The sequence below is a fragment of the Pseudomonas sp. LBUM1661 genome, assembly GCF_059695925.1.
Genome location: NZ_CP166794.1, coordinates 4,359,382 through 4,371,114, shown reverse-complemented (window position 1 = coordinate 4,371,114; position 11,733 = coordinate 4,359,382). Strand labels below are relative to the sequence as shown.

Annotated in this window: 9 protein-coding genes and 5 pseudogenes; all 14 read left to right on the top strand. The window is 50.5% G+C overall.

The features are described 5' to 3' along the window. The gene (locus tag ACA057_RS20095; RefSeq protein WP_497341685.1) at window positions 1-435 is read left to right on the top strand and encodes a hypothetical protein; all 435 of its coding nucleotides are present in this window, start codon (window positions 1-3) and stop codon (window positions 433-435) included. Window positions 436-730: 295 nt separating this feature from the next. After that, entirely contained in the window at window positions 731-1,018 is a 288-nt protein-coding gene (locus ACA057_RS20090; protein WP_497341683.1) for a DUF7716 domain-containing protein, read from the top strand. Window positions 1,019-1,204: 186 nt separating this feature from the next. Beyond that, a pseudogene (locus tag ACA057_RS20085) lies at window positions 1,205-2,347 on the top strand (RHS repeat domain-containing protein); the annotation flags it as partial. Window positions 2,348-2,383: 36 nt separating this feature from the next. Next, the gene (locus tag ACA057_RS20080; protein ID WP_497349968.1) at window positions 2,384-2,779 is read left to right on the top strand and encodes a hypothetical protein; all 396 of its coding nucleotides are present in this window, start codon (window positions 2,384-2,386) and stop codon (window positions 2,777-2,779) included. A gap of 23 nt (window positions 2,780-2,802) precedes the next feature. Further along, window positions 2,803-3,399, top strand: a complete 597-nt coding sequence (locus tag ACA057_RS20075; protein ID WP_497341682.1) for a hypothetical protein — start codon at window positions 2,803-2,805, stop codon at window positions 3,397-3,399. 125 nt (window positions 3,400-3,524) lie between these two features. Continuing rightward, window positions 3,525-5,412: pseudogene (locus ACA057_RS20070) on the top strand (RHS repeat-associated core domain-containing protein); the annotation flags it as partial. Then, on the top strand, window positions 5,409-6,002 hold the full coding sequence (locus tag ACA057_RS20065; RefSeq protein ID WP_497341680.1) for an SMI1/KNR4 family protein: 594 nt from the start codon (window positions 5,409-5,411) through the stop codon (window positions 6,000-6,002). The pseudogene ACA057_RS20070 and the gene ACA057_RS20065, both read left to right, overlap by 4 nt. A gap of 191 nt (window positions 6,003-6,193) precedes the next feature. Further along, window positions 6,194-6,850 (top strand): annotated as a pseudogene (locus ACA057_RS20060) (type IV secretion protein Rhs); the annotation flags it as partial. Continuing rightward, window positions 6,831-7,877 carry a PAAR domain-containing protein gene (locus ACA057_RS20055; RefSeq protein WP_497341678.1) on the top strand — a complete coding sequence of 349 codons (1,047 nt, stop codon included), beginning with the start codon at window positions 6,831-6,833 and terminating at the stop codon, window positions 7,875-7,877. The pseudogene ACA057_RS20060 and the gene ACA057_RS20055, both read left to right, overlap by 20 nt. Next, window positions 7,874-8,455 carry an Imm5 family immunity protein gene (locus tag ACA057_RS20050; protein ID WP_497341676.1) on the top strand — a complete coding sequence of 194 codons (582 nt, stop codon included), beginning with the start codon at window positions 7,874-7,876 and terminating at the stop codon, window positions 8,453-8,455. Before ACA057_RS20055 ends, ACA057_RS20050 begins: the two co-directional genes overlap by 4 nt. 312 nt (window positions 8,456-8,767) lie before the next feature. After that, window positions 8,768-9,007, top strand: a pseudogene (locus ACA057_RS20045) (PAAR domain-containing protein); the annotation flags it as partial. Window positions 9,008-9,066: 59 nt separating this feature from the next. Next, the gene (locus tag ACA057_RS20040) at window positions 9,067-9,390 is read left to right on the top strand and encodes a YrhA family protein (protein ID WP_497349966.1); all 324 of its coding nucleotides are present in this window, start codon (window positions 9,067-9,069) and stop codon (window positions 9,388-9,390) included. Window positions 9,391-9,487: 97 nt separating this feature from the next. Beyond that, entirely contained in the window at window positions 9,488-10,084 is a 597-nt protein-coding gene (locus ACA057_RS20035; protein ID WP_497341674.1) for a suppressor of fused domain protein, read from the top strand. Window positions 10,085-10,115: 31 nt separating this feature from the next. Next, window positions 10,116-11,606, top strand: a pseudogene (locus ACA057_RS20030) (type IV secretion protein Rhs); the annotation flags it as partial. Window positions 11,607-11,733: the final 127 nt, after the last annotated feature.

Genomic DNA, 11,733 nt, shown 5'->3' with positions numbered 1-11,733 from the left:
ATGATATCTAAAAAAGTTGTAGATTATTGTAAGCAGCAAGGTTGGTGGTATGATGATGCTAGTTTGGATTATGAGATGGAGCTTAAAAAATTAGGTGTTGATCTTTCAACTGACTTCAGTCAATTCTATCTTCATGTGGAAGATGGACCTACTTTTATTAGCGGCGGTAAAGAAATATTTCAAATTTGTTGGTTTTCCAAAAATACTAATTTTGATTTGACGCTAAGACGAACCCACGAAACGCTAGGAATTCCTCAGGACTATCTTCCGCTGGATAGTTTTGAGGGGGAGAGTGGTTATTTCTATAATAAAAAAACAGAAGAGGTAATCGAAATTTCTCTCGGAGATTCTATTATTGAGTTTCAACAGGGGCGGTTGAAAGCTCAATGGCCGAATTTCAGTGAATTCTTGGAGAGCTTTTTTGAGTTGGCGTAAAAAGCGAGTACGTATGGCCGATTAAATTTGGCCATTTGTGACTAGAATTTTAGGATGTAACTGGCATGATGCGGTGATGCGTAGCCTCTTCGCGCAATCGACAAACTATGCAGGGGGATCAATATAATGATTCACAACGAACTCACTCACACCCAGCGCAGTGGGAAATGTAAAATTCGCAGGTTGAGATCGGTCGCGATATCTCAATTGTACAAGCTAAATCGAGTGGATGAAATAAGTGGGCGATGGTAACGTTTGTCGATAATGCGAGGAAGGTTTGAAGATATATAAAGGTTTGTCTGATCTGTTGGCCAACATTGATCGTTTGCCCAATGTTGGATGGCTGTTCGTCGATTCTAAAATTGATAGAGCGTCAAAGGAATCTGTAAGTTCTGCGGCTTTTTATGTTGCGGAGGATGATGCAGAGGAGATTCTTTTTGAAAAGTCCAAGCGTACATTTGTTGAGTGTTCGACTATGCTGGATATCAAAGCTATCGCAGACAATCGAGTAGTCAATCCGGACTTAAAAACATATTTGGAAGCGGCATTGTACTATCTTGAGAATGATGATTTTAAAGATTAAATGAGTCTTGGGTCGGTGAGGTAATGGCTTTTCGCGTAAGCTAATTGAGCTCTTTAAAAATGTGAATTTTTTTAGAGTGGTTGCTTGCCTCAGCCACTCATCTATACGCTTTGATTGCGTTCAATTTTTATGCTGCTGCATTGACTGAGTGACCCCGCCGCGCTTACTCAACCATTAGCTGGCACCTTTAATCACCTGTATTACGGCAGCGGCCACCTGCACCAACTCAACCTCGACGGCCAGCTCATCAGCGATATGGAACGCGATGACCTGCACCGCGAAGTCCTGCGCACCCAGGGCCAGCTCACCAGCTGCTTCGGCTACGACGCCATGGGCCGCAAAGCCTGGCAGTTCGCTTCGACCCTGCCGGCGGAAAAACTCTCGCAACTGCACAACCCCGGCATCCAGCCCGACCTGCTGGTGGAGCACGCCTACAACCCGATCCACCGCCGTCACCAATACGACCCGGCCGGCGAACTGACCCGCACCCTCGACAAGTTGCGCGGCGAGATCAAGTACGACTACGAAGCCAACGGCCAACTGCACAGCCGCGACACCGGCAAGTTGGTGGACAGTGAAGAGTTCCGCTACGACGCGGCGGCGAACCGGTTGAACTTCAACACCAGCCAGTTCGATCACGTCAAAGACAACCGGATAAAGCAGTGGCGGGATCAGGAATATACCTACGACGCGTGGGGCAACCTGATTGAAAAGCGCAGTGGTATGAGCCGGCTGCAAACGTTCAGTTATGACGGTGAGAATCGGCTGGTTAAGGCTGAGACGTTGGTCAACGGCAAGCTGGAAAGTACCGGCGCTTATCGTTACGACAGCCTGGGGCGTCGCGTGGCCAAGGTGTCAGCGGTCAACGGCGTCACCGAACAGAAGAATTTCCTGTGGCAAGGTTTGCGCATGTTGCGCGAGGAAACGCCGGGGCAGAGCAGCCTCTACGTTTACGAGCCGGGTAGTTATGCGCCGTTGGCGCGGGTGGATCAGGCCGAAGGCGAGGAGCAGAAACTCTACTATTTCCATACCGACCAGATTGGTACGCCGTTGGAGATGACTGACCGGGAAGGGCAGATTGTCTGGCAGGCGACGTACAAGGCGTGGGGCTCGCTAGAAAAGCTTGAAGTGAACGAGGTCGAACAGAATCTGCGGTTTCAGGGACAGTATTTCGACGATGAGACGGGGCTGCACTACAACACGTTTCGGTATTACGATCCGGAGGTGGGGCGGTTTGTTACGCAGGATCCGATTGGGTTGGCTGGGAGCTTTAACCTTTATGGCTATGTTCCAAATTCAATAGGTTGGGTTGACCCTTCTGGGTTAAGTCCAGAAGATCTAGTCAGGTATAAGCCGAGGGCTTCGGTGACACCTCAACCGGGAGCTCGAGGTACTGCTATCAGCCGAGCTTGGGGTGAGGAACGGACACTTGTTGAGAGGGGTGGGGGCTCACGAGATTGGACTTCTGCAGAGCGTCAGACCATTTTAGGTACTCGCAATAATGCACAGCTTTCTTCTGTCATGTCCGAGGCTGGTTATACGGGCCACCATATCAATAGTGTAGAAGGTAATGGTGGTCTTGGGTCTGCATGGAAAGGTGATCCAAGGAATATCGTATTTTTACAAAATGCTAACCATCCAAGCGGTATCGATGAACACTTGAACAGTCCGCAAGGGCACCGTGGCAACTATACAAATGCAGGAAAGGGGCGCTTAATTGATCGTGCCAAAAGTGCCGCAAGGTCAGGATCCTGTGGTTGACAATATAAGTTTAGGGGGTAGATATGAACGACATTGATGACGCAATGTTGGAATTGATTAGGGTTCACAATAAATATAGTCTGCCCGGCAGTTTTCAGCGACGTAGTCAAGTTGACGCAAGGTGGCCGTCGAATCTAAGTCGTTCCGTGCAATTAGATTATTTTTTTAATAACTACGAGCCAGTCGATGTCAAGATTGAGACGGGGTTCACGCCAATAAAATTTGTAAATTTGGACTCGCTGGAAAAGGCGCAGATAGGCTATAAGTGGATAAATATTGATACGAATACTAAATTAAACGAAGGCTGGGATCATGCTTTTGTTGTAGTTTTGGATGATTCAGGCGGTGGGAAACCTGTGGTTGCAAAAACCAATATTGAAAACACACCTGTTTTCGCTAGCTATGGTGTGGTTGCTCCTTTTCAAATTTCAGATTCGTTAGCTGATTTTCTTAATGCGCTGGCAAAGCTTATCGAAATTATCTACGGTGAATTTAATGTTTTTGATGTTTCGGATGATGATGGCTTAAGTCCATTGTTTGTTGCGAGGGTGGAAGCAGATATTTCTCCTTTGTTAGGCAATAAAAACTTTCGAGGGTTTTTCGACTACTTTTATGGGTGAGTTTGATTTTTTAGCTTGCTCTGTAGATCAGATGTCACGTTAGTTGGTTTTGCCGACCGTCATCCGCTCTTTTATAACTTCTCGAAAAAATAAAGTGGCTGTCGGCATTGTCTCAGCCACTTTCTCAGCACCTGACGCGGGTCGACGAAATCGGCTACGGCGATCGCGCCGAACGACCACAACGCCACACCGAATTCGAGCGCGACACCATCGGCCGGCTGTTGGCCAAACTCAACGCCGATGCGCGTCAGGATTACACCTACGACGACGGCGATCGCTTGCTGTCCATCGAACGCCTGCCCACCGCTCACGGCAAAAAACTCGGCGTCAGCGAAGAGAAACTCGACTTCACCTACGACCTGCTGGGCCGCCTGATCAAAGAGACCACGCCGCAAGGCGCCTTGTCTTACGACTACGATCCGCTGAGCAACCTGACCACGCTGACCCTGCCCACCGGCCAGCACCTGAATCACCTGTATTACGGCAGCGGCCACCTGCACCAGCTCAACCTCGACGGCCAGCTCATCAGCGACCTGGAACGCGACGACCTGCACCGCGAAGTCCTGCGCACCCAAGGCCAGCTCACCAGCTGCTTCGGCTACGACGCCATGGGTCGCAAAGCCTGGCAGTTCGCCTCGACCCTGCCGGCGGAAAAACTCTCGCAACTGCACAACCCCGGCATCCAGCCCGACCTGCTGGTGGAGCACGCCTACAACCCGATCCACCGCCGTCACCAATACGACCCGGCCGGCGAACTGACCCGCACCCTCGACAAGTTGCGCGGCGAGATCAAGTACGACTACGAAGCCAACGGCCAACGGCCAACTGCACAGCCGCGACACCGGTAAGTTGGTGGACAGTGAAGAGTTCCGCTACGACGCGGCGGCGAACCGGTTGAACTTCAACACCAGCCAGTTCGATCACGTCAAAGACAACCGGCTCAAGCAGTGGCGGGATCAGGAATACACCTACGATGCGTGGGGCAACCTGATTGAAAAGCGCAGTGGCATGAGCAAGCTGCAGACATTCAGTTATGACGGTGAGAATCGGCTGGTTAAGGCTGAGACGTTGGTCAACGGCAAGCTGGAAAGTACCGGCGCTTATCGTTACGACAGCCTGGGGCGTCGCGTGGCCAAGGTGTCAGCGGTCAACGGCGTCACCGAACAGAAGAATTTCCTGTGGCAAGGCTTGCGCATGTTGCGCGAGGAAAGTCCGGGGCAGAGCAGTCTCTACGTTTACGAGCCGGGTAGTTATGCGCCGTTGGCGCGGGTGGATCAGGCCGAGGGCGCGGAACAGAAGCTTTACTACTTCCACACCGACCAGATTGGTACGCCGCTGGAGATGACTGACCGGGAAGGGCAGATCGTCTGGCAGGCGACGTACAAGGCGTGGGGCTCGGTAGAAAAGCTAGAAGTGAATGAGGTCGAGCAGAATCTGCGGTTTCAGGGGCAGTATTTCGACGATGAGACAGGACTGCACTACAACACGTTTCGGTATTACGATCCGGAGGTGGGGCGGTTTGTTACGCAGGATCCGATTGGGTTGGTGGGTGGCGATAACCTATACCAGTATGCTCCAAACTCAATCGGCTGGGCCGACCCTTGGGGCTGGAGTTGTAACCGTCCGGGCGGCTATAAGGCTGGTGATGTTGATGCTCACGGTAACTTGTCACCCGGTGTTAACAGAGCGTCGGGTCACAAGAATATTTCAGAAGATAAACTCGTGCAGTCGCACCACTTTATCCAAGATGAGTGGGCAAAAAGAAACGTTACTGGATACAAGAGAAATGATGCACCTGCTGTTCTTCTGAAAAGTTCCTCGGGAGAGCCTCATGCTGTTGTCTCATCCCTTCAGCGAACTAGGCGTAGGCTTTCTGGATTTGGTGGGACTATAAAGGACGAGTTTGGAACAGCATACAAAGAACTACTTGATGCAGGTGTTAATCCTGATGCAGCTAAAAAAGCTGCAAGCAAGTCATACAAATATTTCGATTCGCTAGGGGCGTTTAAATGACTATAAAATATACAGAAACAAAACACGCCGCATCAGCGAAATCCATAGCTGACATTATCCAAACGCTCGGAGTAGATAGAGACGTCTGGATTGTAAAATTTTGGTCACGCTACGATGGTGCATTGCTTAATGATCAAGTTTTGATGTACTCAACAAATGACATAGTTGAACGCAATCAAACGTATGAAATAGACATCAATTTTCCAGAACAGGTTTTGATAGGCGATGACTCTGGAGGCAGACTTATTTTAATTGATAAAGCTCTTTCAGATGTCTTCTATCTAATTGACTCTGGTGATCCATTCTTAGAGGATGCCGTCATATTTCATTCGATTGACGAGCTGATGGAAAATATTTATGGTGAGGAAACTGATCTGTCGGCTACTTTTAATATAGTGGCTGTTGCGAACGATAAACCAACTCCGCAAGAAGTGCTGGCTATCAAAAAAGGGCTGGGATTAAGTTTTTCAATAACAGATCTGAAGGGGAAGCTTGAGAAGAGAAATGAGATAATTCTATCAGATGTTAAGATTGTTAAATATGAAGCGATGGTGATGGCGTACAATCATCTAATTCGGTTTGACTCATAGTGAGTGCGAATTGATGATTTTATAAGTTGATTGCAGGATGAGAAACTTGTGTTTGGAGCCTGCACTGTTTTTTCATATGTGTGTGCTACTCCATATTGTTCTTTAATAATTCGAATTCGAATTCGAAGTGGCGGTGAGTATTTTTCTGCCACTCTCACCATCCTTGTCGATTAGCCCCACGGCAGTACAGGAAAGCCCGCTACGACGCCAAGGGCAATCTCATCGCCGAAGTCGATGCGTTGGGCAACAAAACCGAATACCTCAACAGCGATGACGGCTTGCCGCACACCGTCATCGACGCCACCCAAAAGTCCAAATACCTGTGGTGGAACACCCTGGCCCAGGTCGAACGCTTCCAGGATTGCTCGGGCAAAAACACCCATTACCGCTTCGACGAGCGCCATCACCTGATCGCCGTCACCGATGCCCTGAACCAGACCACCACCCAGGAACGCAAACCCGACGGTGAAGTGCTGCGCATCCAGCATCCGGACGGCAGCGTCGAGTCGTTTACCTACAACACCCTCGGCCAAGTCCTGACGCACACCGACGGCAAAGGCCAGACCGCGCGCCTGCCGAGCAGCCGCCAGGACGCCAAAGGCCAGCGCATCCGCTATGAATACGACCAGGCCATCCGCCTGACCGCGCTGGTCAACGAAAACAACGCCGCCTACCAGTTTGCCTACGACGCATCCGACCGCTTGGTCGAAGAAAAGCGCATCGACAACCTGACCCGTCGATTCAGCTACAACATCGGCGGGCACCTGACGCGGGTCGACGAAATCGGCTACGGCGAGCGCGCCGAACGACCACAGCGCCACACCGAATTTGAACGCGATTCAATCGGCTGCCAGCCATGGTGCAGGACAGATCAAGACGGGCTCTGGAAATGTCTTTACCAATAGAAAAGCTGCCGCTAGAGCTCACGTAGATACTGCCGTGTGTGACCAGCATGGCCCCGCTCCTCAAATTCTGGCGCAGGGTAGCGACTCTGTTTATATCAATGGTCAGCCCGCAGCGCGGGTCGGCGATAGAACCGTTTGCGACGGCAAGATCAGTGCAGGCTCTGGGAACGTTTTTATTGGCGGCGGGACTGAGACTACGGATGCAATTGATCCAGAAGTTCCTGAGTGGTTAGAACGAGTAGTTCTCATCGTCGGTTTGGCCAGTGCTTTTGTGTTGGCAAGCCCGGTAATCGTAATCGCAGGCCTTGCCGGTGGGATTGCGGGGAACTGGGCTGGTGGTGAACTTTTTGGTCAAGGTTCAGATGGCCAGAAGCTTATGGCGTTTGGTGGTGCGTTGCTTGGGGGCGGACTGGGGGCGAAGGGCGGTAAATGGTTCGATGCGCGGTATGAGATTAAGGTGCAGGGGCTGGGATCGAATCTTGGAAATTTGAAGATTGTTCCGAAAGGTGCGACTAGAGTTGCTAACATTGCCGAATCAGAGGGTGCATTAGGCCGTGCGTCTCGAGCGAAAGCAGAACTACCGGAGGGTAAAGAATATAAGGTAAAAACTGTATCCTCTAATGATAAAAAAACTCTAAGCGGCTGGGGTAACAAGAAGCCGCAAGGGTATGAAAAGGTTTCTGCAGAACAAGTAAAAGCTAAATCCGTAGAAATTGGCCATGAGGTTAAACCTCATCCATATGATAGAGACTATGAAGGCCAGTATTTTTCGTCTCATGCAGAAAAGCAAATGTCTCTAGCGAGCCCGGATCATCCGATAGGAGTATCCAAGCCTATGTGTAATGACTGCCAAGGTTATTTTTCAAAGCTGGCACAGTTTAAAAATGCCGAGCAAACGGTTGCTGATCCAAAAGCCATTCGAATTTTTAAACCTGACGGTACTGTTGAGACAATTTTGAGGTCGGAATGAACGAAAAATCTGAGATTTTGATTAAAGTTCTTTTAGATGAGGTGAGAGGGTCTCTATCTGGTGAGTTAATGTTACCGCTAAGAAAGCTGTTGTGGGAGACAATCACTGAAGGCCAGGTTGAAGAGGAACGACGTTTCACTCTCACCAGGCTTGATGCTCTTTGTGTAGAGCATGGTTCACTTTTTTGGGTTCGAAAGTTTGGGGGGGTTGAAGAAGTAGCTAGTATATTGTCTATGGCTCTTGCTCTGGCAAAAGGAGCACTATCCGAAGAAAGGGCGATGAGTGTGCGGGATGAATTTTATGTGGCGGTAGTTGAGGATCAGGATTATGAACTTGATGAATACCCAGCAATGTTTGTGGGGCATGCAGCTGCCAACACAGTGATCACAGCAGCAAGCAAGTATAATTTTGATCCAGCGGACGGGCGAAGTGATCGCGACCTAGATCCCGCCGCTTTTGAACCTAGTTATTTGGTCGCATCGGCGTTCGCCGGAGGCTTGGCAGAGGATGGTGATGCTGAGTTACGTCGAAAATTTTGGCAGTGGTATCTAATAGATGCAGTTTCGCAAGTATCGTAGCGCGGTATCAGTAATATGGGCTGTTGCAAGGGCCGAATAAGTGGTGTTTTGTACAACCGCCCAAGGTTAGCTACATCTGGAAGTGCCGATTGCGGCCTTGGCTCAAGTTATAAAGTGCTTGGCCAAACGGGTGGGCAGGTTGCTCATCTCCCTGCTAACAGGTTCAGGGCTGCACTGAGTGCGTGCCATGCTGCATGCCGGAGGTCAGTTTGACGCATTGGTTGAGACGCTCGAGTTGCGCTCCCCACCTGACATCGACAAGGAGGAGATCGTCGACGAGGTTCTGCCTTCACGAGCGAAGCCGCGGCGCGCCTGGATGACCCGATTGAGCATTCGAGCGCGTTAAGTGGGCTGTTAACCGGGCTTGCGATTGGCGCTGGTGCAGTGTTGATAGGTATTGCCATTGTCGGCACAGGCGGCCTGGGTGCAGTCGCACTGTGTGCGATGGTCGTCGCAGGAGCTGCGACCGGTGCGGGAATAGGGCAATTGCTCGGTAGCCTCTCATTTGCCAGCCATGGTGCAGGACAGATCAAGACGGGCTCTGGAAATGTCTTTACGACATATCTGCTTTAGTTTCAGAAGCTAAGCGCGGGCTTTTCGCAAATGTGCCTATGCAATATGTGGAGTTTCTAAAGGTTCATGATGGGTTGGTTTCAAGTGGTGTTTTTATATATTCAAGTCGGTCGCACAAATTTCCTGATAGTGATGGGTTTAGTCACTCATTTATTGAACAGAATTTAATGATTCGAGATCTGGGTTTTATGAGTGGGTTTCTCGTTTTTGGTGAAAGCGATCAAGATGAGTATCTCTTGGATATTGTGAAAAATAAATACCAGGTTAGAGATAGGCAGGCAATCGATAATATATTTGAGGAGTTTGATACATTTGATGGTTTGCTGGGGTTTATGGTGGACGTGATCAACGCCCGACTGTGAACTTTTTGTGCAGTAAGTATCTAATGGACAGGGCGCTGTAATAAGCGCTGATCCTTCACCTACCACGCTTTAAACTGATGAATATTCCGGATATTTAATGAAAATCCCACCAAGTTCTCATCGCAAGGCGGTAGCTAATCACACCTTGAAAATGTTTCAGGGCACACCAGTTGTTCATGCCTATTATGATGATGCAAAAGTTCGTTCTTTTTCAATTTTGACAACGAATAATTCTATTGAAGACGGAATTAAATCGATAGGAACTATTGGACTGTCGGAAATACCTTTGGTTGGCGAGGATGGTAAAGAGTTTATTACTCGTGTTGAGCTTTGCTCGGCGGTGCCTATTAGCGAAGAGTTATGGGATAATATTATAGCGTCAGCTGCTTTTTATATTGAGCAAAGACGCCTATCTGTATCACCTGGTGATATTTTAGAAAATATTGTTGAGGATTATTATCCAAATACAAAAATGCCGCATCTGTACTTTTCGATCCCTTTTTTGTGGAATGACGGGCATTTTGAAGAACTTTTGGTTTCTGATTTAAGAGTGAATTGGCTGCAATGTTTTGCGATTCACGAGTCAGAAAAAAAATTCGTTCAAACTCATGGGGTTGAAGCATTTGAAGATCTGTTATCTGACCAAGAAATCGACATATTTGATAGCGAGCGAGCGGCGGCTTTATTGAATTAGGTAAAATTTTTATGAGTATATTGGTGATGTGGCCTTCGAAGCACTAGTGCAATATTGCTATGACGATAGTGGGGCCAGCCACAGCAACGCTCTGGGTCTGACGTGTAATTACCGTTGGGAAACCATCGGTGAGCAGCCCCGCGTGGTGGAACACTGGACCAGCGATGGCGAACATTTCCATTTCCGCTACGACGTGAAGGCCCGCACCACTTGGGTCACCGATGTGCTCGGGCGCGAAGCTGAAATTCACTACAACGACGATCATCGCGTCATCGCCAGTCGCGACTTCGGTGGCGAGCACTACGTCATCGACATCGACGACAACGGCAACATGACCGGTCTGACGCTGCCAGACGGCAATACGGTCAAGCTCAAGTACGACGACTACGCGCGACTGGTCGAAGAAACCGATCCGCTCGGACGCAAGATCAAGTACCAGTATCACCACCTGACCACGCTGGTCACACAGGTCGATTATCCCGACGGCAGCACCTGGAAAGCCCGCTACGACGCCAAAGGCAACCTCATCGCCGAAGTCGATGCATTGGGCAACAAAACCGAATACCTCAACAGCGATGACGGCTTGCCGCACACCGTTATCGACGCCACCCAAAAGTCCAAATACCTGTGGTGGAACACCCTGGCCCAGGTCGAGCGCTTCCAGGATTGCTCGGGCAAAAACACCCATTACCGTTTCGACGAACGCCATCACCTGATCGCCGTCACCGATGCCCTGAACCAGACCACCACCCTGGAACGCAAACCCGACGGCGAAGTGCTGCGCATCCAGCATCCGGACGGCAGCGCCGAGTCGTTTACCTACAACGCCCTCGGCCAGGTCCTGACGCACACCGACGGCAAAGGCCAGACCACGCGCCTGCTGCGCACCGCTCGCGGCCTGCCGAGCAGCCGCCAGGACGCCAAAGGCCAGCGCATCCGCTACGAATATGACCAGGCCATCCGCCTGACCGCGCTGGTCAATGAAAACAACGCGGCGTACCAGTTTGCCTACGACGCATCCGACCGCTTGGTCGAAGAAAAACGCATCGACAACCTGACCCGTCGATTCAGCTACAACCTCGGCGGGCACCTAACGCGGGTCGACGAAATCGGCTACGGCGAACGCGCCGAACGACCCCAGCGCCACACCGAATTCGAGCGCGATCCCATCGGCCGATTGCTGGCCAAACTCAACGCCGATGCGCGTCAGGATTACACCTACGACGACGGCGATCGCTTGCTGTCCATCGAGCGCCTGCCCACCGCCCACGGCAAAAAACTCGGCGTCAGTGAAGAGAAGCTCGATTTCACCTACGACCTGCTAAGCCGCCTGATCAAAGAGACCACGCCGCAAGGCGCCTTGTCCTACGACTACGATCCGTTGAGCAACCTGACCCTGCCCATCGGCCAGCACCTGAATCACCTGTATTACGGCAGCGGCCACCTGCACCAACTCAACCTCGACGGCCAGCTCATCAGCGACCTGGAACGTGACGACCTGCACCGCGAAGTCCTGCGCACCTAGGGCGGATGGTACAGAGGTTGACATTTATTCGCGTGCTTAGGTCGCCCAGATACGTAAGTAGTTGCTGTGATTAGCTATTTTTTTGCGGGGAAGCGAAATTGTGTCACCATTAAGAATGATGACT

What these genes read in the sequence shown, in the direction of transcription:
- ACA057_RS20095 (WP_497341685.1), top strand. Translation starts at nt 1, where the DNA reads ATGATATCTAAAAAAGTTGTAGATTATTGTAAGCAGCAAGGTTGGTGG.
- ACA057_RS20075 (WP_497341682.1), top strand. Translation starts at nt 2,803, where the DNA reads ATGAACGACATTGATGACGCAATGTTGGAATTGATTAGGGTTCACAAT.
- ACA057_RS20065 (WP_497341680.1), top strand. Translation starts at nt 5,409, where the DNA reads ATGACTATAAAATATACAGAAACAAAACACGCCGCATCAGCGAAATCC.
- ACA057_RS20050 (WP_497341676.1), top strand. Translation starts at nt 7,874, where the DNA reads ATGAACGAAAAATCTGAGATTTTGATTAAAGTTCTTTTAGATGAGGTG.
- ACA057_RS20040 (WP_497349966.1), top strand. Translation starts at nt 9,067, where the DNA reads ATGCAATATGTGGAGTTTCTAAAGGTTCATGATGGGTTGGTTTCAAGT.
- ACA057_RS20035 (WP_497341674.1), top strand. Translation starts at nt 9,488, where the DNA reads ATGAAAATCCCACCAAGTTCTCATCGCAAGGCGGTAGCTAATCACACC.